The following is a 19,739-nucleotide window of genomic DNA, read 5'->3' on the forward strand; positions in this document are numbered from 1 at the left end:
CGCGACGGCACCCGGATCAGCTGGTAGACCAACCGATCGAGCCAGTTGCGCAATCGTGCAATCCAGCCTCGCAGGCCGGTGGGTTTCGGCGGCACCGCCGAATCGGGGCGAATGGGAGTGATCCTGGCCATGGCTGTGCCCTCTTCAGACTTCACGCTGATACCATCAACCTGCGCGCGATCCAGCATCCTCGCGTTGATCTGCCGCAATCGCAGCGACGTGCCAGCGCTGAGAAACCTTCATTTCGTCGGCTCCCACTGTCTCATGATGCACTCGCCTGTGAGCATTGGGTCGAATCCCTGAAGGACGGCAGCCATGTCCTGGTCCGCCCCCTGCGTCCGGAAGACCGGGAACGCGAGGTGGAATTCATCCGCAGTCTCTCCCCCGAAACCCGTCACTTCTTCTGCACGATCAAGGAAGTCAGTCCGACCTTGCTCGACCACCGGATGAAGGTCGATTACAAGACCAAGATGGCTTATGTCGCCCTGGTATATCGGGACGGCGAGTTGGTCGAGATCGGCATCAGCCGCTACGCCGCTGCGGAAGATGCGGGCGTGTGCGAATTTGCGGTGACCCTTGCCGACGGTTGGGATGAACCGGGCTTGGGCGAGGTCCTGCTGCGCCACCTCATCGACTCGGCACACGACAACGGTTGCAAGCGCATGTGCTCCATCGATGCAGTGGCGAACCTGCGGATGCAGCGCCAGGCCCGAGAGCTGAGATTCAGCGGCCGGTGAGACCCGCGGGAAGCCGCGCAGCTGATCCACGGCCTGGAGATTTGAACCAGGACGCCACCACGTTTCTGGAACGCCCGAGGTTCAGCGGCAGGGAAAAAGCGGCTGGTCAAATCGGAAAAGGCGCTGTACTTTACGCGCCGGGTGTCGGGTTGCTCATGCGGCCCGACAGGTTTCATGTGTTGGTCGGGCCGCCGCACAAGCTGCTGAGTATTAGCGACCATGAACCAAGCCCCTTCCCCAAAGGCGCTGCCGGCTGCGCAGCGTATTGCCGACAAGGCATTCTCCGCGTTCGAGAAATTCCTCCACATCGAAGCCGTCAGCGGCATCGTCCTGCTGATCGCGGCTGCCGCTGCGCTGATCTGGGCCAACTCGCCCTACGCCAGCAGCTACGAGCACCTCTGGCACATGCCGCTTTCGTTCGGCATCGGTGATTTCGTCGTCTCGAACTCCCTGCATTTCTGGATCAACGACGCCCTGATGACGGTGTTTTTCCTGGTGGTCGGCATGGAAATCCGCCGGGAGATACACGAAGGCGCGCTGGCCAATCTCAAGCTTGCCGCCCTGCCGATGGTCGCCGCATTCGGCGGCGTGCTGGTACCGGCGCTGCTCTATCTCACCCTCAACAACGCCGAAGGATTGCGCCAGGGCTGGGCGGTACCGACCGCCACGGATATCGCCTTCGCCGTTGGCGTTCTGGCCTTGCTGGGCCGCTCCGTGCCCGCGTCGGTGCGCGTCTTCCTGCTGGCCCTGGCCATCATCGACGACATTGTCGCGGTGCTGATCATTGCACTGTTCTATTCCGGCGGCCTCGACCCGCTGGGTTTTGCCATCGCCGGCGCCGGCGTCCTGCTGGTGCTTGGCCTGCAGCACATCGGCATCGGTTCCGCCTATGCCTACGTGCTGCCCGGTGCGTTGCTCTGGCTCGGCCTGCTGAAGACCGGCGCCCACCCGACCCTGGCGGGCGTGGTACTGGGTCTGATGACGCCCGTCCGCGCGGTCAAGGTGATGACGCCTCCCTTGCAGACCGCCTCGCAGGCCATCAGTGAATTTGCCGAGCGCAAGCAGGCTGCCGACAGCGGCGCCAGTGAGCTCATGGAGCCCATCAAGCAGCTTCGTCACGCCCAGCGCGAACTGCTGCCCCCGGTGATGCGCGTGCAGATGGCGCTGCACCCCTGGGTCGCCTACCTGGTGATGCCGCTGTTCGCCCTGGCCAACGCCGGTGTGAGCCTCGATGGCGTCAACCTCGGTGACGGCGCATCCATGATGGTGTTCTCCGGCGCCGCCCTGGCCCTGGTGCTGGGCAAGCCGCTGGGCGTTCTCTCCAGCAGCTGGCTGATGGTGCGCATGGGCTGGTGCAGCCTGCCGCCGGGCATGACCTGGGCCTGGATGGGACTGATCGGCTGCCTGGCGGGCATCGGGTTCACCATGTCGATCTTCATCGCCAACCTCGCCTTCAGCCAGCAGGACCTGCTGAGCGCCGCCAAGCTGGGCGTGCTGGTGGCTTCGGTAGTGGCTGGCGTGATCGGGCTGCTCTACGGCCGCGTGCTGGTCGCCCGAACTAAACACCGCTAAGTCCCTCCATGCGCTGAACAGGCCGCCAACCCGATTGGCGGCTGCGTTCTCTCCGGCCTTGTCCGGGTGCCTGGACTACCCTGCATGGTTGCCGGCATTGCATGCGTGCACTGGGGGCAGGTGCCCTTTGCCCTCCTGTGTTGCGGTCGCGGACCGCGATGACGGCATTACCGCGAACCTTGTTCCCGCGCCCCCAATGCCAGGAAGGAGCATCCCCATGCCGAGCGCCCTGTCCGCCAGCCAGGTCCCCAACCAGTTCGTCGAATGCAATGGCCGCCGCCTGGCCTACCGCGTGATCGGGGATGGGACGCCGATGGTCCTGTGCCTGCGCTTTCGCGGCGTGATGGATTCATGGGACCCGGCCTTTCTCGACGAGCTCGCCGAGCTCGGGTTCAAGGTGCACGTGTTCGACTACAGCGGGCTGGGCCTCTCCGGCGGGACGCGCACCTACGACCCCGCTTCGCTGGCCCGCGACACGCTCGAACTGATCGCCGCGCTTGGGCTCAGCAAAGTCGTGCTGGGTGGCTGGTCCCTGGGTGGCATCGCCGCTCAGGTGGCCATGTTGCAGGCGCCGCAACTGGTCAGCCACCTGGTGCTGATCGGCACCACCCCGCCCGGCCAGCTGGTGCAGACCGGCGAGCCGCTGTTCTATGAGCTGGCCGGCCGGGAGAACGACTTCGAGGACTTCGTGAAACTCTTCTTCGAGCCGTCGTCGACCGCCAGCCGCGAAGCCGCCGCCCTCTGTGCCGAGCGCATTGCCACGCGCCAGGAAGGCCGCTGTCCGGAGGTGCCCCATGAATGGGCCGGCCAACAGCTGGGAGAGGGTCCGCGCAACCCGATGTTCCCCCTGCAACCGGCGCTGGATGCCTTGCGCACCACCCGCACGCCGGTCCTGCACCTCGGAGGGGACCACGACATCGTCTTCCCGGTGGAGAACTGGTATGCGCTCAACCGCGCCCTGCCCACTCTGCACCTGGTGACCCTGCCGAGTACGGGCCACGGGCCGCACATGCAGTACCCACAGGCCAGCGCCCGGCACATCGCGGCCTTCGTGGCCGGCTGATCGATTCCGCCGTGGGGTGTCAGGCGTCGGTGGCGAGTTCGACCGGCACCTCCAGCCCCACTTTCACGTTGCTCATCGACACCAGGGTGCGGAAGCGCTTGACGTTGTTGCTCTCGAAGAACAGCTGCCGGGTCAGTTCGGTGTACTGCTCCATGCTCCTGCAGGCCAGGACCAGCACGAAATCGAACTCGCCCGCGACGTAGTAACACTGCTGCACCTGCGGACAGGCGAGGAAACTGCGTTTCATCGCGTCCAGCAGGTCGAGCCGTTCGCTCTCCACTTCCACCTCGGTGATGATGGTCAGCGCATGGCCCAGTTGCTGCGGATCGACCAGCGCCACCGTCTTGCGAATGACCCCCTCGTCACCCAGCCGCTTCAGCCGACGATTGACCGCAGCCGAGGACAGATTCACCCGGTTACCCAACTCCGCCTGGGACAGGCTGGCGTCCTGTTGGACGTAGTGGATCAGCTTGAGGTCGAAGGCATCCAGGCTCATGGGCGGTGGCTCGCAAAGAAATTGTTCGTGAGGGGGTGATTGCGGAACAAAAGCACGCAATTTCCCACGATGGAGAGAACTTCTTACAGCATCCGGGAAATATTATTACGCAGTCGATCATTCTGCCCCGCTGGAGTCCTCCTGATGAGTCAGCTCTCCCCTTCCACCGCCCTGCCTCTCGATGGCCAGGCCCTGCTGCTGCAGATCCGACTGCTGGGCGAAATAGGCGCGGAGCCGGAACAGGACGGCCGCACCCGCATCGCGCTGACCGATGCCGACAAGGCGGGCCGCGACCAGCTGCTTCGTTGGATGGAGGCGCTGGACCTGGAAATACGAATCGACCGGATCGGCAACATCTTCGGCACCTTGCGCGCCGACGGCGACCAGCAGGCGCCCTTGATGATCGGCTCGCACATCGACAGCGTGGCCAACGCCGGTGCGCTGGACGGCTGCTACGGCGTGCTGGCCGGGCTTGCCGTGGTGCGGGCGTTTCGCGAGGCGGGCGTCCGTCCAACCCGCCCGATCACGGTGGCAGCGTTCACCAATGAAGAAGGCGTGCGCTACCAGCCGGACATGATGGGTTCGCTGGTGCATGCCGGCGGCCTGAACGTCGACGCGGCGCTGGAGACCCTGGGCACCGACGGCACCCGCCTGGGCGATGAGCTGGTCCGCATCGGTTACGCCGGCGACCTGGAGCCCGGCGCACTGGTTCCCCACGAGTACCTGGAGCTGCATATCGAACAGGGGCCGGTGCTCGAAGTCGAAGGCGTGCAGATCGGCGTGGTGGAGAATCTCCAGGGCATCTCCTGGCAACAGGTGACGGTCAAGGGCAGCGCAAACCATGCCGGCACTACGCCGATGCACTTGCGCCACGACGCGGGTTCAGTCGCCGCCGCTGCGATTACCCACCTGCGCGAGATCGCAGTCGACGGCACCCTGGCCACCGTCGGGTGCCTTCGCCTTGAGCCAAACCTGATCAACGTGATTCCGCGCAAGGCAGTCTTCACCGTCGACCTGCGCGATCCCGACGAAGCCCGCCTGCAGGCCGCCGAGAAACGCCTCGCCGACGCCCTTGCGCACCTGGCCGAAACCGAAGGCGTCGAGATCCACAGCGAACGACTGGTGCGCTTCGAGCCGGTGATCTTCGATAGCGACCTGGCCAGCGCAATCGCGGCCTCGGCCAACCGTCTCGGGTTCAGCCACCGACGCATGACTTCGGGCGCCGGCCACGATGCCCAGATGATCGCGCGCATCGCGCCGGCCGCCATGATCTTCGTGCCCAGCCAGGGCGGCGTCAGCCACAACCCGCGCGAGCACACCAGCGACGAACTCCTGTTGACCGGCGCCGAGGTGCTTCTCGACGTCGTTTGCCAGCGCCTCGCCCGGTCCTGACCACCCTGCCCGCCTGCAATCCTTCGGAGCCCCAGATGCTGATCGTCAATCCCAAGGCCGCGCGCCGCCCCTATCCCGAAGCCCTGCGCACTGTCATGAACATGCAGCAAGCCGCCGAAAGCCGGGCCTGGCTGTCCACCTGGAACCGTTTCGAGCGACCGGTCACGCCGTTGTTGGGGATGCCCGACCTGGCTGCCGAACTGGGTCTGGGCAAGGTGCTGATCAAGGACGAATCCGTGCGTTCGCCGCTTGCCAGCTTCAAGGTGCTGGGCGCCCCCGTTGCACTGCTGCGTCTGATCCTCGCGCGCTTCCCGGATCGAGGTTTCGAGCCCGGTGCCCTGCTCGCTGGCAAGCATGCCCGGGATCTGGCCGGCTTCACCGTGATCAGCGCCACCGACGGCAACCATGGCCGGGCCCTGGCGGCTGCGGCGCAGAGCGTCGGCTGCCGCTGCGTGATCGTCCTCCATGCCCACGTCAGTGAAGAACGCGAGCAGGCGATTGCCGCCTATGGCGCACGAATCGTCCGCATCCGCGGCAACTACGACGACTCGGTCCACGAGGCCGCCAGTCTGGCGCAGGAAAATGGCTGGACGGTGGTTTCGGACACGTCCTATGAGGGCTACGAAGCGATCCCCCGCGATGTGATGCAGGGCTACGGGATCATCGCCGCCGAGACGCTCGAAGCACTGGATGCGAGCGATGGCGACTGCCCCTTCAGCCACGTTTTCCTTCAGGGCGGCGTCGGTGGACTGGCTGCCGGGATTGCCAGCTATCTGTGGGAGCGCTACGGCGCAGCCCGGCCGACCATGATCGTGGTCGAGCCTCGCCAGGCCGACTGCCTCTACCAGAGCGCCCTGGTGGGACACGCGACGAAGGCCAGTGGCCCGGTGGATTCGGTGATGGCCGGGCTGGCCTGCGGACAAGCCTCGCCGCTCGCGTGGAAGTTCCTCGAAGGCGGCATCGATGCCTTCATGACCATCGAGGACCAGGAGGCCGTCGACGCCATGCGCCGGCTGGCCAGAGGCAGTGCAAACGACCTGCCGTTGGTGGCCGGCGAGTCCGCCGTGGCGGGACTGGCGGGTCTATTGCGACTGCTGGAATCCCCCGGCAAGGCTGCCGAACTGGGCTTCGATGGACGATCCCGCGTGCTGCTGATAAGCACCGAGGGCGCCACCGCACCGTCGCTGTATGCCGAGCTGGTGGGCGAGGCGGCCAGCGCGGTGCAGGAGCGTCAGCGCGCCTGGCTGGGGGCGCGCTGAGGGGAACGCTCAGGCTCGCCGGGCGCTGCGCTCGACCATGGCGACTATGGTGGCACGCAGCTCGTCCCGCGCTTCCTCCGGCGTGATCTCTCCGGTGGCGGCGGCATGGGAGAGCCCATCCGCCGCCCCCAGCATGGCGCGCAGTCCCGCAGGGGTGATGCCGCGTTCGTCGGCGAATGGTTCAAGGGCCTCGCGGCATTTGTCGAGGAATGCCGATTCATGCTCGCACTTGAGCGACTCCAGCTCAGGCGATCCCGTAAGTGCGGCGTTCACGCCGGGAATCTCCCGCCCCTGCTGCAGCACACATTCCACGTAAGCCGCGGCTATCACCTCCGCCCGGCTCTCCAGGGTCGCTTCGCTGGCCTGCAACGCAGCGACCATCAGCGCCGTCTGGCGCGTATCGAATTCCACGTAGAGGGCCGAAAGCAGTCCCGCGCGGGTGCCGAAGTGGTCGTAGACCACAGGCTTGGTTACCCCTGCCTGCTCGGCCAGGCGGCCCAGGGTCAGGGCATCGGTGCCTTCTTCGCGAATCAGTTGACAGGCCACATCCAGCAGTTGCCGCAGCCGTTCTTCGCGGGATAGGCGGCGGCGCGGACGTGCCGGTTCTTCCTCTGTTGACATGCAAAACCTACCAAAGGTAACTTACTAATCGTAACTTACTGAAAGTAACTTGAGCCCAGCTTATAGGGCCAGGTCCCTACTCGCAATCCGCACCGGAGTTCAGCCATGCACGCCCTGATCGTTGTTGCCCATCCTGATTCCAACTCACTCACCCACAACCTGGCCAAGCAGGTCGCCGAAGGCCTGAAGTCTGCCGGCCACAGTTCGGAACTGGCCGATCTACACGCTGAAGGTTTCGATCAGCGCTACAGCCTCGCGGATCTCAACGTGCACCGCCACATGGCGACACCGCCCGCCGATGTGCTCGCCGAGCAGGCACGCATCGAGCGCGCCGACAGCCTGGTGCTGGTGTTCCCGGTCTATTGGTGGTCGCTGCCCGGACTGCTCAAGAGCTGGGTCGAGCGGGTCTTCTCCAATGGCTGGGCATTCGGCTACAGCCTGGAAGGCGGATTGCAGAAGAAGCTGCGCCATCTCCAGGTGCACCTGATAGGCGTGGCCGCCGGGGACGCCGGCCTGTTCCAGCGGCACGGCTATGACCTGGCCATGAAGACCCAGATCGATCACGGGATTTTCGACTACTGCGGCGCCAGCGTGCAGGGCTCGCACCTGATGTTCGAATCGGAATCCCGCGATCCCGCACCTCGCCTGGATGACGCGCGCTCCATTGGCCAAGCCATGTTCGCGAAGGCATCGGCACACAAATCGACGGAAGTCGTCTGAGTGCTCAGGCGCCCGGCGCTTGCATGGGCGCCGTATCCAGGAGGTGCTCGGCGAGGATCGACAGCTCGACTTCGGCTGCCTTCAGTTCTGCGGCCCCGGCAATCTCCCAGCGATCCTTGAGCACCAGCAGGTCGGTTTCCTGATCGGCCTTCAGGCACCACTGGAAATGGTCGTGCCAGTCGCCCAGCGCGGACTGCACGGCCTTGAGTGCGTGGAAGGCGTCCCGGGAAATGGGTGAAAGCTTCGGGTACGCCTCGTGGACGTAGCGCATGCGCTTGACCAGCAGGCGCAGCGCGTGACGGTCGTACTCCGGATCGGCCAGCGCTTCGCGCAAGCGCTGCAACTGGCGCCGCAGGCGAATCTCCACGCGCTCGCCAAGCCTTTCCAGGTCGCCATCGCGTTCGGCTGCACGCATCCGCGCGGGCCAGCCGTCCAGCACCTTCATGAAGCGCTGCACCGTGGCGCTGGTTTCGATGATGGCGTAGCGGGACTCCAGCAAGTGCTTGCGGCGTTCCGCCTGGTCGTGGAAACCCTGGCGCTCCAGTTCGACGATCAGTACCTCGAGGTCTCGCACCGGCGTGGTCAACCTGCCGACGTCAGCCGCTGCCGCATCGAGCTCCCTGGCGGGCTCCAGCCGGCGCATCGGGCGCAACAGGCTGCGCAACTTGCGCAAGCCGATTCGCAGATCGTGCAGGGCCTCGACATCCGTGCGGCAAGCGAGCCGCGCATAGGCGTGGTGAAGCTTGACTTCCAGTTCCAGGACCTGAGCGATGAGCGAATCGACGAATGACATCCTGGCTACCCTTCGAAACAGTGTGCGAGGAGATTAGCCAAGGAAAGTGAGCGTGATGTTGCATCAGGTCAATTTCGTCACGAGCGAGTACTACGGCCAGCGTGGACAGGGGCGGACGCTTGTGTCAGCGTCCGGTCGAAATTGGCGAACCAGGGAGTCCGGTGTGGCTGACAAGACAGAAGCGATCGCGCGATTCATCAAGCAGGAATTTCCCCAGACCCGCGTCGAGGTGGACGCCGTGGGCGAACGCAGCGCCCGGGTGTCCCAGGCAGTGGACGAATCCGACCTGCGGCCCGGTGGCACGGTTTCCGGCCCCACACTGATGGCCCTCGCGGACGTGGCGCTGTACGTCGCGCTGCTCGGGGAAATCGGCATAGTGCCGCTGGCGGTGACCACCAGCCTGACCATCAACTTCCTGCGCAAACCCGAGGCCAGCAAGCGCGTCATCGGCGAATGCCAGCTGATGAAAGTCGGCAAGACCCTCGCGGTGGGTGAGGTTTCGCTCTATTCGGAGGGAATGGATGACCCGGTGGCCCACGTGGTGGGCACCTATTCGATTCCGCCGGCGCACCTGCGCTAGCGGGAAAAGTCCACGCTTCGCGCCACCATCCGGCACCCCATGGATGCCCGGGCGCCGCAGGCCCGGTACAATGCGCCCCCTGCATACGTGCCGGACCGTGATTGCCATGTCTTTGCCCAAGAACCAACTAGAACTGCTCAGCCCCGCCCGCGACGTCAACATCGCCCGCGAGGCCATCCTGCATGGCGCCGACGCCGTGTATATCGGCGGCCCGAGTTTCGGTGCCCGTCATAACGCCTGCAACGAGGTGGCGGAAATCGCCAAGCTGGTGGAGTTCGCCCACCGCTTCCACGTGCGGGTGTTCGTCACCATCAACACCATCCTCCACGACGACGAGCTGGAGCCGGCGCGCAAGCTGATCCACGAGCTCTACGACGCCGGCGTCGACGCGCTTATCGTGCAGGACATGGGCGTGCTGGATCTGGACATCCCGCCCATCGAGCTGCACGCCAGCACCCAGACAGACATCCGCACCCTGGAACGCGCCAGGTTCCTCGACCAGGCCGGCTTCTCCCAGCTGGTGCTGGCCCGCGAGCTGAACCTCAAGCAGATCCGCGCCATCGCCGACGAAACCGACGCGGCCATCGAGTTCTTCATCCACGGCGCCCTGTGCGTGGCCTTCTCCGGCCAGTGCAACATCTCCCACGCACAGACCGGCCGCAGCGCCAACCGTGGCGACTGCTCCCAGGCCTGCCGCCTGCCCTACACCCTGAAGGACGACCAGGGCCGCGTCGTGGCGTTCGAAAAGCACTTGCTGTCGATGAAGGACAACAACCAGAGCGCCAACCTCAGTGCCCTGGTGGATGCCGGCGTGCGCTCCTTCAAGATCGAAGGGCGCTACAAGGATGCGAGCTACGTCAAGAACATCACCGCCTACTACCGTCAGCGCCTGGACGGCATCCTCGAAGGCCGCCCGGACCTGGCCCGCGCCTCCAGCGGCCGCACTGACCACTTCTTCGTGCCGGACCCGGACAAGACCTTCCACCGCGGCAGCACCGATTACTTCGTTACCGAACGCAAGATCGACATCGGTGCCTTCGACACGCCGACCTTCACCGGTCTGCCGGTGGGTCAGGTGGAGAAAGTCGGCAAGCGCGACCTGCTGGTCGTGACCCATGACCCGCTGTCCAACGGCGACGGCCTCAACGTGCTGGTCAAGCGCGAGGTGGTGGGCTTCCGCGCCAACATCGCCGAGCTGAAGGGCGAGTTCGAGGAAGACGGCGAGAAGCGCTGGCGCTACCGCGTCGAGCCCAACGAGATGCCGGCCGCCCTCTCCCGCCTGCGCCCGAACCATCCGCTGTCGCGCAACCTGGACCACAACTGGCAACAGGCCCTGCTGAAGACGTCCGCCGAGCGCCGGATTGGCCTCGGCTGGAAAGCCAGCCTGCGCGAGGAAGCCCTGGAGCTGACCGCCACCAGCGAGGAAGGCGTGAGCGCCAGCGTCAGGCTGGACGGCCCCTTCGGCGCCGCCAACAAGCCTCTGCAGGCCCTGGAACAACTGCACGACCTGCTCGGCCAGCTGGGTACCACCCAGTACCACGCCGAGAAGATCGAACTGGACGCACCACAGGCTTTCTTCATTCCGAACTCGCAACTCAAGGCCCTGCGCCGCGAAGCCATCGAGGCCCTGACCGAAGCCCGCGTGAAGGCGCATCCGCGCGGTAGCCGCAAGGCGGAGACCAACCCGCCGCCCGTGTACCCGGATGCGCATCTGTCCTTCCTGTTCAACGTGTACAACCAGAAGGCCCGTGACTTCTATCAGCGCCACGGCGTGCAGCTCATCGACGCCGCCTTCGAAGCCCACGAGGAAACGGGCGAAGTGCCGGTGATGGTCACCAAGCACTGCCTGCGTTTCTCCTTCAACCTCTGCCCCAAACAGGCGAAGGGCGTGACCGGCGTGCGCACCAAGGTCGCGCCGATGCAGTTGGTACACGGCGACGAAGTGCTGACCCTGAAGTTCGACTGCAAGCCCTGCGAGATGCACGTGATCGGCAAGATCAAGGGCCATATCCTCGACCTGCCGCAACCGGGCAGCGATGCGAGCAATGTGGTCGGGCACATCACCCCGGATGACCTCCTGAAAACCATCCGCCACCGCGCACCGCACTGAGCACATAGCCCCTTACGCCGCGTCGTGCGGCGTAAGGGGCCAGCCGTCAATGCGTTCCCAGCAACAGGGTCCAGTAGATCCCGGCATCGCTCTGCGGGTCCACCGCGTAGCCCGCGCCCAATTCGTTGAAGCGCGGGTCCATCATCCTGGCGCAATGTTCCGGGGTGGCCAGCCAGCCTTCGACCACGCTCACCGACCTGCCGAAGCCGGCAGCGATGTTCTCGTCGAGCTGCTGGCCGCGATAGCCTGCGGCCCGGGCCAGATCGGCCGGTTGCAGGCCGGCGCCAGTTTTGCGGCCGAAGAAGTTGCCGTTCGCCATGGCCCGGCTGTAACGCTCGGCGGCTGTGCCCAGGGCGGCGTTCCAGGTCACCGGAGGCGCCGGGGCAAAGGCAGCGTCACCACAGTTGCGCGAACGGGTGCGCAGCGCGTTGACCAACACCAGTAGCACCTGTCCTTCCTCCTGCCACTCACCGAGATCGCCATCCAGCAACGGCCGCGCCAGCACGATGCGCCAGCTGCTGCCGGCCTGGCTGACGCCGATGTCGACGAACTGCGGATCCAGCAGCGAACGGCAATGCCGCGCCTGCAGCATCGCGAAGGCGGCCTGGGCATCGACTGGGCCGGTCAGGCGGATGGTTTTCGCGCTGGCGGCCTGATAACCGGAACGCACCAGATGGTCCTGCCAGTAACCACTGTCTTCCACTGGAAGCGCCAGGCGTGGTTCCGCCACCAGTGGCGTCAGGACTTCGGCCTGCTGCCCGGCGCAGGTCTGCGGGTGGGTACGGTAGCTGTTGATCGCCTTGACCAGTGGCGCGTCCGCGCTCGCCGCCAGGGCGCTGCCAGCGAGGAGCCCGAACAGCAGCCCAAGGGTCTTGAGTCCAACTGCAGCGATGCTTGTCCACGAATGAAGTACCGGCATGGCGAATCCTCCGGCAAACGACGCAGCACTCCCGATATTCGACCCGCACAAAGCGTGCGCGTTGCTCAGGCGAACGGTACTTTTCCGTGCGTGAAACGAAGCGTAATGTAGAGCTTGATACATACTTTGTTGGAGACGTTACATGGATGGCTGGCTTTCCCTGGTCATCGGCCTCCCCACCGCCAACGCCACTGCGCGCATGCGGGCCTGGCGCGCATTGAAAGCCAGCGGTGCGGCAGTGCTGCGTGACGGCGTATACCTGCTGCCGGATAGGCCGGAATGCCGCGACGCTCTCTCCGAGGTCGAACGGGACATCCTCGCCATCAACGGCACCGCCTACCTGCTCCCCGTCCAGGACCCGCAAGGCGAACGCTTCATCCCCTTGTTCGACCGCAGCGAGGACTACCAGGCCCTGCGGGACGAAGTCGAAGCCTGCCGCAGCCAGCTGAATGCAGGGAACGCCCTGGCCAGCACCCGGCAGATTCGCAAGCTGCGCAAGGCATTCGCGCAACTGGCGGGTATCGACTTCTTCCCCGGAAGGCGCCGCCAACAGCTGGATACCGCCTTGCAGGAGCTTGAAACGGCCGTCAGCCGCGCCCTGTCGGCGGATGAACCGAGCAGCCATGAGCAACCAATCAGGGCGCTCGGGCGGCGCGATTATCAGGGCCGTCTCTGGGCCACCCGCAAGCGGCCCTGGGTCGATCGCCTGGCCAGCGCCTGGCTGATCCGTCGCTTCATCGACGCGGATGCCCGCTTCCTCTGGCTGGAGTCGCCAGGCGATTGTCCGGCCGACGCACTGGGCTTCGATTTCGACGGCGCGGCCTTCAGCCATGTGGGCAATCGCGTCACCTTCGAGACCCTGAAAGACAGTTTCCAACTAAACGCGCCCGCCCTTCATCGGGTTGCAGCCCTGGTGCATTACCTTGACGTTGGCGGTGTCCAGCCGGCGGAAGCGGCGGGCATCGAGCGGGTCCTGGCCGGCCTGCGCGAGAGCATTGCCGATGACGATCAACTCCTGGTCGCAGCGGGAGCCATCTTCGATGGCCTGCTGACGGCCTTCGCGAGCGAAGAGAAAAACGATGAATGAAACCACCCTGCGCCCATCCGGGGAGTCGCACCCCCTTGCCGCTCCCGTGGGCCTGTTCGAGGCGTTCCTGTTCTGGCTCAAGCTGGGCTTCATCAGCTTCGGCGGTCCGGCCGGGCAGATCGCGATCATGCACCAGGAACTGGTGGAGCGGCGTCGCTGGATCAGCGAGCGGCGCTTTCTCCATGCCCTGAACTACTGCATGTTGCTGCCCGGCCCGGAGGCCCAGCAACTGGCGACCTATATCGGCTGGCTGATGCACCGGACCTGGGGCGGCCTCATCGCCGGGGCGCTTTTCGTGCTGCCGTCGCTGTTCATCCTGATCCTGCTGTCCTGGGTCTACATCGCCTTTGGCGAAGTGCCGGTGGTGGCCGGCGTCTTCTATGGCATCAAGCCGGCGGTGACCGCCATCGTGGTCCACGCGGCCCATCGCATCGGCTCACGGGCGCTCAAGAACGGCTGGCTGTGGGGGATTGCCGCAGCCGCCTTCGTGGCCATCTTCGCCCTCGACCTGCCCTTCCCGCTGATCGTGCTGGGCGCGGCCCTGATCGGCTATGCCGGTGGCCGCGTGGCGCCGGACAAGTTCGCCCTCGGCGGTGGACACAGCGCGGCCAAGGCCAGCTATGGTCCCGCGCTGATCGATGATCACACGCCAACGCCCGATCATGCGCGTTTCCGCTGGTCCCGCCTTTTGCTGCTGGTGGGCGCCGGCGCCCTGCTCTGGGTGGTGCCCATGGGCCTGCTCACCGCCGTCTTCGGCTGGCAAGGCACCCTCACCCAGATGGGCTGGTTCTTCACCAAGGCGGCGCTGCTCACCTTCGGCGGCGCCTACGCCGTGCTGCCCTATGTCTACCAGGGCGCGGTGGGGCACTACGGCTGGCTGAGCCCGAGCCAGATGATCGACGGCCTTGCCCTGGGCGAAACCACGCCGGGGCCGCTGATCATGGTGGTCGCCTTCGTCGGTTTCGTGGGCGGCTACGTGCACCCTATGTTCGGGGCTGACCAGGCATTCCTCGCCGGCGCCGTCGCCGCCAGTCTGGTCACCTGGTTCACCTTCCTGCCCTCCTTCCTGTTCATCCTGGCTGGCGGGCCGCTGGTGGAGTCCACCCACAACGAGCTGAAGTTCACCGCGCCACTCACCGCCGTCACCGCCGCCGTGGTCGGCGTGATCCTCAACCTGGCGCTGTTCTTCGGCTACCACGTGCTCTGGCCGGAAGGGTTCGAAGGCCGCTTCGACTGGCCCTCGGCAATCATCGCCCTGGCCGCCGCCGTGGCGCTGTTCCGCTTCAAGCGCGGCGTCATCCAGGTGCTGCTGGCCTGCGCCGTGACCGGCCTGGCGGTGCACCTGCTGCGAATCTGACCAAGGCCCGACCGGGCCGGGAGGTGTCCATGGACCGCATCAGCATTTGCGAACTCGCGGAATGGCAGGCCGCGGCGCGCAGCTTCACCCTGCTGGATGTGCGCCGCGCCAGCGTCCGCCGCGCGGATGCGGCCGGAATTCCCGGCGCGCGCTGGTTCGACCCGGAAGCAGTGTTCACCTGGAAGGACTCGGTACCTCGCGACAGGCCGGTGGTGCTCTGCTGCGCCCACGGCCACGAAATCAGCCAGGGCATCGCCGCCACGCTGGCTGCCATGGGCTTGGATGCGCGCTACCTGATCGACGGCTTCACCGGCTGGCGTGAAGCCGGACAACCCACCCAGAGCCTGTAGAACCAGGCAGGAGGTGTTTCATGAAATGGGTTACCCGTGAACGCCCGAAGATCGACCGAATCGCCTGCCCCTGGCTGATCGAGCGTTTCATCGATCCACAGCCGGAGTTTCTCTATGTACCGGCCTCCGAGGTGTTGGACGTCGCCGCCGAACAGGGCGCCGTGCCCTATGACATTCCCGGCGTAGAGCTCAGCCACGAGGGCGAACTGTGCAGCTTCGATGCCTTCCTGAAGAAGTACCACCTGGACGATCCGGCGCTGCGGCAGTTGGCGAGCATCGTGCGCGGGGCCGACACCTCGCGGCTCGAACTCACGCCCCAATCGGCGGGCCTCTACGCCATCTCACTGGGGCTGTCGCACAACTTTGCCGACGACCACAAGATGCTGGCCCACGGCCTGGTCATCTACGACGCGCTCTATGCCTGGTGCAGGCACTGCCAGGCGGAAACCCACAACTGGCCGCCACAGATGTGAGCACTTCCTCTCGACCGACGGGCGCTTCGTGAGGAGGGAGTCCGCGGCAGGTATCTCATGATCAACGAAGCCCGGCATCCACTCGCAACCCGGTCTGTTCGCCAGCAAGGCTCGGAGCAGTCAGGCCCGCACATCAGACCCACTGGTCGTTGCGCTTGCGCTTGACCCGCAGCAGGGTCGGCAGGATCAGGCCGGCCAGCAGCCCGGCGCCGGCAATGCTGCCGCCGTAGACCATGTAGCGCATCAGCACCTGCTTGTTCTCATCGCCCAGCTGCGCCTGGGCATCCCGCAGTTCCGAGCGTACCTGGGTCAGTTCGGAATCCAGCGCCGAACGCGCCGCCTGGAGTTCATCGATCAGTTTCTTGCGTGCGTCCAGGGTCTCCTGCATGCCTTGCACGCGGTTCTTCCAGGTGTCGTCGATACCGTCGAGCTGCGCGGTCAGTTCGGCCACCTTCTGCTCCAGTTGCGGCAGGCGCTCGGTCTGGCCGGGCACCGTCTGCAGGTCGCGGCTGGGGATCCACACGCTGCTGCCGCTCTCGCTGCGCACCTGGCTGTAATCACCCTGGGTGCTCAGCAGCTCGACCTTCTGTCCCGACGTCAGGGTGCCAACGATGCGGTATCCGTCGGTTGGGCCACTGCGTACGTAGGTCGTCAGGCTGTCGCTTACCCAGCGCGTGTTGCTCGCAGGTTCCTCGGCCTGCGCCGATGCTCCGGCTATCGCCAGGCCACCCAGCAGGAAGGCGCCGAGCACGCGGCGTGGGGACGAGGAAACACGGGCAGGGAAAGAACAGTGTCGGGACATGGGCAATCTTCACATGGCGATGGAATGAAACCCGAAGTACGGGCGTGAAAGCCGGCCGGGCAAATAGTTCTCGAGAGGAAAACCACGGGGTGAAACCCGGCATGGTGCAGTCGCCCGCTAGCGATTGGCCATGCCGATTTCCCGTGGGGCCGACAGCGGACAGACAGCGCGTTTGCGGAATGAGTTCATTCACACCCGACGGGACAGGATGGGCGGCGCACGACGAAAAACGCCCCGCAAAGGCGGGGCGTTGTCGTTCCAGTGGCATCAGAGCGCGGTGATGACCTGCTCCGCCGGCAGGCGCGACTTGGGCAGTGCGGCGTTGAAGTCCTTCTCGCTGCGGTGGCCGAGGGAAACCATGACCACGCTGGTGAAGCCGCGCTCGCGCAGCCCCAGTTCGGCGTCCAGGGCCAGGGCGTCGAAACCTTCCATGGGCGTGGCATCCACCCCCAGCGCGGCGGCGCCGAGCAACAGGGTGCCCAGTGCCAGGTAAGCCTGCTTCTCCATCCAGTGCTGCAGGTCCTTGCGCTCGAAGCGGTGCAGGTCCACGTAGCCCTGGCGGGTACGGAACTGCGCGGCACGGGCTTCGGCGTCACGGAAGCGCCCGTCGTCCTGCTCCTGCTGGAGCACCTGCGCCAGGTGCGCCTCGGTCAGATCGGTGCGGGCGCAAATGAGGATGACATGAGAGGCGTCCAGCACCTTGGGCTGGTTGTACGCGTAGTTGCCGTGGGTGCCCTTGGCCAGGCGGGCCTTGCCTTCCTCGGTGTTGGCGACCACAAAGTGCCAGGGCTGGGAATTCACCGAAGACGGGGCCTGGTGAAGCATCGCCAGCAGTTCGTCGATGGTCGCCTGGGGGATGCGACGGGCTGGATCGTAGGCCTTGGTGGTGTAGCGCTGGCTGGCGAGGGAAGCGAGGTTCATGGCTGGGCTCCATTGTCCGAGATGGCCAGCCGGGCGCACTCGCCCAGCCGGCGTATGGGTGGGGAGTCTGACGAGGATTGGCCGCAGCAAACAGCAGCAAGGCGAAGAAGGACTTTCAAAGGAAAAACGAAAATACGCAGGGTGATCTGGCTATTTTCGCATCAGCGATGAGCCTGCATCAGAAGGAATGGCTGAGCAGCACGCCGCCGCCGGATTCCGGGCTGGCATCGGAGAAACCCGCCAGCGCGTACAACTGGACCTTCCACTCCGGCCCGAGCCTTTGCGTCAGGAACAGGCTGAATTCCTGGATCTCGTCACCGTCGGAAGTCACCTTCTGCCGCCAGTCGTAGGCCGCCCCCACGGAGGTGTTCGGCGCAAGCCGTGTGACAAGGCCGATCGAGGTGTAGATCGGATCACGGAAGTCGCTACCCGAAGGGTCGCCGAACTTGCGCCAGCCGAGGGTGGCGAAGCCGCTGAACGAGCCGAAGCCCCTGGTGAGATCGACCTGCGCGGAAAAGTCGGTCTTGCCGGTTCCCAGGCATTTGTCCTCATCGGCCGTCGGTACCTTCACCTTGCCAATCAGGTCCACCAGCAGGCTTCCACCGTCGCTGCCATCCAGCAGCGCGTAGTCGGCGCTGGCCACGGTGTCGCCCATGCCCTCCTCCACGCTGCCGCAATCACCGGACACCGGCACGCCGTCCGGCCCTACCGCCGGGTTGGTGATGCGCAGGTAGGGAACGGTCAGTTTGTAGATCATCGGCCCGGTTTCGTACTTGGCGATCACCGGGACGTACCAGGTCTCGCTGGTCGCCGGCGTTCCGTAGGACCCCTGCGAGTAGTCGAGCCCGGTGGACAGGGTGAAGACATCCGATTGGGCTGGCAGCGCCAGGAACAGCAACAGACCGGGGACAAGCGCGCGGGTGGGGCTCATGTCTACCTCGTTGCGGAGCGGACTTCGACCTTCACGCCGGCACATTGCCCGAGCCAGACAGGGCCGCTCGGGGCGCGGCAGCTACCTGCACCCTGCCCTGCCACCAGGCGGCCGGGCGAGATGCTTTCCCCAGCTTAGCTGGCCTCGCGGAATCCGCGCTCAATGAGGACCGGAATGATCCACCCGCTCGGCCCGCTCCACCGATTCGGGCCGTTCCACGGTTTCAGGCCTTTCGACCCGTTCCACCCGCTCGACCTTTTCGACCCGTTCCGGTTTGTCGGCCTTGTCGGGACGGTCGATCCGCTCGATCCGCTCGATGCGCTCCACGCGAACGCCGTCCTGGAAGATCTCGATCCGTTCGCGGGTTTCCACGCGATCTCCGGACTGGCGGGTCTCTATACGCTCCCGGCGCTGCAGGTCGCCGGTGGGCGATACCACCTCCCGCTCGACCCGTTGCCGAGTCTCGCCGTTCTCGACACGCACACGGGTCTCATTGCCGCTGCCTCGCCCGGAGTTGTCACTGCCGTGATCGCCTGAGTCACGCGAGTCATCCGAACCGCCCGAATCGCCCGATTTGCCTGAATCGTCCGACTCCTCGTCGGGGTGGCCCGAGCCCTGATGGGACCCGCCATCCTGATGTTCGCGGAGCACCTCGATGTGGTCGGCGCGGATGGTGCGTCCCTTCTCGAACACTCCCCGCACGCGAATGCGCTGACCCACCGCGAGCTCGGCGTGCTTGCCACCGGCGAAGGCCCTGTCGTCGCCCACATAGGCCGTGAATCCGCCGAATTCGATGCGGTTGCCTTGTTGCGAGTACACCAGGCCTTCAATCAGTGCCTTGCCGGAACGTCCGCCAAATGGCAAGCCCGGATCGACACGGGTCTCGGCCACTTTCAGTTCCTTGCCGTCCCAGGTACCGCGGACCAGCACCTCGGCGCTGCGCGGCAGCGGCCTGCTCAACGCCAGCCCTTGCAACACACCGGGTCGTTGGATGGCGCCGACGGCGCTGACCTGGGTCAGCTTCGGCGCCCGGTCGATGCGGCTGGCTATCACTTCGCCCAGGGCATTGCGCAGGCCGCTCACCCGTACCGGTTCGCCGATACGCAGGCCTTCGGCCACCCGTGCCCCTGAAGCGAGACGAACCGGTTGGCCCATCACCCGCAGGGCGGCAGTTCCCTTCGCGGCCTCGGTCACCGGGCCTTCATAGGCATGGAGAATCGCGATGCGCCGTGCTTCCAGGCCCCGTGCCGAAGTGCCGGCTTCTACCGCAACCACCTGCCCGATGGCCAGGCGATTGGCACTGGCGGGCACGCCGTTCTCGCTGAGCGCGACCTCGTTGTCGAAGTGCACTTCAACGCCGTTGACGCAAATGGAGCCGAAACCTGTGATGGTGCCGACGATACCCGTGCCACCGATGCCGCCGTCGCCCGCAGGCGCTCCGGTGCCACCGATGCCGCCATGCTCGGCCGGAGAACCGGTACCGCCGATGCCGCCGTTCTCCATTGGCGCACCAGTGCCCCCTATCCCGCCGGTCGCCACGGCCCCCGTGCCGCCCA

The 19,739-nt window shown here is 65.7% G+C and carries 20 protein-coding genes; 12 read left to right on the forward strand and 8 right to left on the reverse strand.

All coding sequences use genetic code 11. The features are described from left to right. The first annotated feature begins 257 nt into the window (after positions 1 to 257). The 3 genes from FXN65_RS14300 to FXN65_RS14310 all read left to right on the forward strand — a co-directional run bounded on the left by FXN65_RS14300 (position 258) and on the right by FXN65_RS14310 (position 3,372). Complete coding sequence (locus FXN65_RS14300) at positions 258 to 737, forward strand: GNAT family N-acetyltransferase (RefSeq protein WP_151138822.1); 480 nt, start codon at positions 258 to 260, stop codon at positions 735 to 737. Between the two features lie 219 nt (positions 738 to 956). After that, a complete protein-coding gene (gene nhaA / locus FXN65_RS14305) occupies positions 957 to 2,309 on the forward strand; it encodes a Na+/H+ antiporter NhaA (RefSeq protein WP_178119336.1) in 1,353 nt (450 codons plus the stop codon). Between the two features lie 217 nt (positions 2,310 to 2,526). Further along, entirely contained in the window at positions 2,527 to 3,372 is an 846-nt protein-coding gene (locus FXN65_RS14310; protein WP_151133820.1) for an alpha/beta fold hydrolase, read from the forward strand. Positions 3,373 to 3,391: 19 nt separating this feature from the next. Here FXN65_RS14310 and FXN65_RS14315 read toward each other — a convergent pair whose 3' ends face one another. Then, entirely contained in the window at positions 3,392 to 3,868 is a 477-nt protein-coding gene (locus tag FXN65_RS14315; protein WP_151133821.1) for an Lrp/AsnC family transcriptional regulator, read from the reverse strand. A 144-nt stretch (positions 3,869 to 4,012) separates the two neighbouring features. On the opposite strand from FXN65_RS14315, the gene FXN65_RS14320 reads away from it, so the two are divergent. Together FXN65_RS14320 and FXN65_RS14325 are read left to right on the forward strand one after the other, a co-directional pair. Further along, positions 4,013 to 5,260: a Zn-dependent hydrolase gene (locus tag FXN65_RS14320; RefSeq protein ID WP_151133822.1), complete on the forward strand. Its 1,248-nt coding sequence runs from the start codon at positions 4,013 to 4,015 to the stop codon at positions 5,258 to 5,260. A 35-nt stretch (positions 5,261 to 5,295) separates the two neighbouring features. Next, on the forward strand, positions 5,296 to 6,519 hold the full coding sequence (locus FXN65_RS14325; protein WP_151133823.1) for a diaminopropionate ammonia-lyase: 1,224 nt from the start codon (positions 5,296 to 5,298) through the stop codon (positions 6,517 to 6,519). Positions 6,520 to 6,528: 9 nt separating this feature from the next. Here FXN65_RS14325 and FXN65_RS14330 read toward each other — a convergent pair whose 3' ends face one another. Continuing rightward, positions 6,529 to 7,140, reverse strand: a complete 612-nt coding sequence (locus FXN65_RS14330; protein WP_151133824.1) for a TetR/AcrR family transcriptional regulator — start codon at positions 7,138 to 7,140, stop codon at positions 6,529 to 6,531. 105 nt (positions 7,141 to 7,245) lie between these two features. Here FXN65_RS14330 and FXN65_RS14335 point away from each other — a divergent pair, with 105 nt between their 5' ends. Next, positions 7,246 to 7,860 (forward strand): NAD(P)H-dependent oxidoreductase, encoded by a 615-nt coding sequence (locus FXN65_RS14335; protein WP_151133825.1) that lies wholly within the window; start codon positions 7,246 to 7,248, stop codon positions 7,858 to 7,860. A 4-nt stretch (positions 7,861 to 7,864) separates the two neighbouring features. Here FXN65_RS14335 and FXN65_RS14340 read toward each other — a convergent pair whose 3' ends face one another. Continuing rightward, positions 7,865 to 8,653, reverse strand: coding sequence for a CHAD domain-containing protein (locus FXN65_RS14340; protein WP_151133826.1), 789 nt, complete (start codon positions 8,651 to 8,653; stop codon positions 7,865 to 7,867). 163 nt (positions 8,654 to 8,816) lie between these two features. Here FXN65_RS14340 and FXN65_RS14345 point away from each other — a divergent pair, with 163 nt between their 5' ends. Continuing rightward, entirely contained in the window at positions 8,817 to 9,233 is a 417-nt protein-coding gene (locus FXN65_RS14345) for a PaaI family thioesterase (protein ID WP_151133827.1), read from the forward strand. 106 nt (positions 9,234 to 9,339) lie between these two features. Further along, the gene (locus tag FXN65_RS14350; RefSeq protein WP_151133828.1) at positions 9,340 to 11,343 is read left to right on the forward strand and encodes a peptidase U32 family protein; all 2,004 of its coding nucleotides are present in this window, start codon (positions 9,340 to 9,342) and stop codon (positions 11,341 to 11,343) included. 46 nt (positions 11,344 to 11,389) lie between these two features. Here the strand turns inward: FXN65_RS14350 and FXN65_RS14355 are convergent, their stop codons facing one another. After that, a complete protein-coding gene (locus tag FXN65_RS14355; RefSeq protein WP_151133829.1) occupies positions 11,390 to 12,262 on the reverse strand; it encodes a CAP domain-containing protein in 873 nt (290 codons plus the stop codon). A gap of 142 nt (positions 12,263 to 12,404) precedes the next feature. Here FXN65_RS14355 and FXN65_RS14360 point away from each other — a divergent pair, with 142 nt between their 5' ends. From FXN65_RS14360 to FXN65_RS14375, 4 genes are read left to right on the forward strand one after another with little or no spacing between them, the layout of a single operon-like run. Beyond that, a complete protein-coding gene (locus tag FXN65_RS14360) occupies positions 12,405 to 13,349 on the forward strand; it encodes a chromate resistance protein ChrB domain-containing protein (RefSeq protein ID WP_151133830.1) in 945 nt (314 codons plus the stop codon). After that, the gene (gene chrA / locus FXN65_RS14365; RefSeq protein WP_151133831.1) at positions 13,342 to 14,706 is read left to right on the forward strand and encodes a chromate efflux transporter; all 1,365 of its coding nucleotides are present in this window, start codon (positions 13,342 to 13,344) and stop codon (positions 14,704 to 14,706) included. Before FXN65_RS14360 ends, chrA begins: the two co-directional genes overlap by 8 nt. Before the next feature lie 29 nt (positions 14,707 to 14,735). Beyond that, positions 14,736 to 15,056, forward strand: a complete 321-nt coding sequence (locus tag FXN65_RS14370) for a rhodanese-like domain-containing protein (protein ID WP_151133832.1) — start codon at positions 14,736 to 14,738, stop codon at positions 15,054 to 15,056. 20 nt (positions 15,057 to 15,076) lie between these two features. Next, positions 15,077 to 15,529 (forward strand): chromate resistance protein ChrB domain-containing protein, encoded by a 453-nt coding sequence (locus FXN65_RS14375; protein ID WP_151133833.1) that lies wholly within the window; start codon positions 15,077 to 15,079, stop codon positions 15,527 to 15,529. A 133-nt stretch (positions 15,530 to 15,662) separates the two neighbouring features. On the opposite strand, the gene FXN65_RS14380 is transcribed toward FXN65_RS14375, so the two are convergent. The 4 genes from FXN65_RS14380 to FXN65_RS14395 form a co-directional block, all read right to left on the reverse strand. Continuing rightward, positions 15,663 to 16,331, reverse strand: a complete 669-nt coding sequence (locus tag FXN65_RS14380) for a TIGR04211 family SH3 domain-containing protein (RefSeq protein WP_151133834.1) — start codon at positions 16,329 to 16,331, stop codon at positions 15,663 to 15,665. Between the two features lie 267 nt (positions 16,332 to 16,598). Next, entirely contained in the window at positions 16,599 to 17,252 is a 654-nt protein-coding gene (gene nfsB, locus FXN65_RS14385) for an oxygen-insensitive NAD(P)H nitroreductase (protein WP_151133835.1), read from the reverse strand. Between the two features lie 178 nt (positions 17,253 to 17,430). Beyond that, positions 17,431 to 18,183: a hypothetical protein gene (locus FXN65_RS14390; RefSeq protein WP_151133836.1), complete on the reverse strand. Its 753-nt coding sequence runs from the start codon at positions 18,181 to 18,183 to the stop codon at positions 17,431 to 17,433. A 159-nt stretch (positions 18,184 to 18,342) separates the two neighbouring features. Further along, positions 18,343 to 19,686: a DUF5666 domain-containing protein gene (locus FXN65_RS14395; protein WP_244620674.1), complete on the reverse strand. Its 1,344-nt coding sequence runs from the start codon at positions 19,684 to 19,686 to the stop codon at positions 18,343 to 18,345. Positions 19,687 to 19,739: the final 53 nt, after the last annotated feature.

It is taken from the genome of Pseudomonas lalkuanensis (genome assembly GCF_008807375.1).
Lineage (GTDB): Bacteria > Pseudomonadota > Gammaproteobacteria > Pseudomonadales > Pseudomonadaceae > Metapseudomonas > Metapseudomonas lalkuanensis.

What these genes read in the sequence shown, in the direction of transcription:
- nhaA (WP_178119336.1), top strand. Translation starts at nt 957, where the DNA reads ATGAACCAAGCCCCTTCCCCAAAGGCGCTGCCGGCTGCGCAGCGTATT.
- FXN65_RS14310 (WP_151133820.1), top strand. Translation starts at nt 2,527, where the DNA reads ATGCCGAGCGCCCTGTCCGCCAGCCAGGTCCCCAACCAGTTCGTCGAA.
- FXN65_RS14315 (WP_151133821.1), bottom strand. Translation starts at nt 3,868, where the DNA reads ATGAGCCTGGATGCCTTCGACCTCAAGCTGATCCACTACGTCCAACAG.
- FXN65_RS14320 (WP_151133822.1), top strand. Translation starts at nt 4,013, where the DNA reads ATGAGTCAGCTCTCCCCTTCCACCGCCCTGCCTCTCGATGGCCAGGCC.
- FXN65_RS14325 (WP_151133823.1), top strand. Translation starts at nt 5,296, where the DNA reads ATGCTGATCGTCAATCCCAAGGCCGCGCGCCGCCCCTATCCCGAAGCC.
- FXN65_RS14330 (WP_151133824.1), bottom strand. Translation starts at nt 7,140, where the DNA reads ATGTCAACAGAGGAAGAACCGGCACGTCCGCGCCGCCGCCTATCCCGC.
- FXN65_RS14335 (WP_151133825.1), top strand. Translation starts at nt 7,246, where the DNA reads ATGCACGCCCTGATCGTTGTTGCCCATCCTGATTCCAACTCACTCACC.
- FXN65_RS14340 (WP_151133826.1), bottom strand. Translation starts at nt 8,653, where the DNA reads ATGTCATTCGTCGATTCGCTCATCGCTCAGGTCCTGGAACTGGAAGTC.
- FXN65_RS14350 (WP_151133828.1), top strand. Translation starts at nt 9,340, where the DNA reads ATGTCTTTGCCCAAGAACCAACTAGAACTGCTCAGCCCCGCCCGCGAC.
- FXN65_RS14355 (WP_151133829.1), bottom strand. Translation starts at nt 12,262, where the DNA reads ATGCCGGTACTTCATTCGTGGACAAGCATCGCTGCAGTTGGACTCAAG.
- FXN65_RS14360 (WP_151133830.1), top strand. Translation starts at nt 12,405, where the DNA reads ATGGATGGCTGGCTTTCCCTGGTCATCGGCCTCCCCACCGCCAACGCC.
- chrA (WP_151133831.1), top strand. Translation starts at nt 13,342, where the DNA reads ATGAATGAAACCACCCTGCGCCCATCCGGGGAGTCGCACCCCCTTGCC.
- FXN65_RS14370 (WP_151133832.1), top strand. Translation starts at nt 14,736, where the DNA reads ATGGACCGCATCAGCATTTGCGAACTCGCGGAATGGCAGGCCGCGGCG.
- FXN65_RS14375 (WP_151133833.1), top strand. Translation starts at nt 15,077, where the DNA reads ATGAAATGGGTTACCCGTGAACGCCCGAAGATCGACCGAATCGCCTGC.
- FXN65_RS14380 (WP_151133834.1), bottom strand. Translation starts at nt 16,331, where the DNA reads ATGTCCCGACACTGTTCTTTCCCTGCCCGTGTTTCCTCGTCCCCACGC.
- nfsB (WP_151133835.1), bottom strand. Translation starts at nt 17,252, where the DNA reads ATGAACCTCGCTTCCCTCGCCAGCCAGCGCTACACCACCAAGGCCTAC.
- FXN65_RS14390 (WP_151133836.1), bottom strand. Translation starts at nt 18,183, where the DNA reads ATGAGCCCCACCCGCGCGCTTGTCCCCGGTCTGTTGCTGTTCCTGGCG.
- FXN65_RS14395 (WP_244620674.1), bottom strand. Translation starts at nt 19,686, where the DNA reads ATGGAGAACGGCGGCATCGGCGGTACCGGTTCTCCGGCCGAGCATGGC.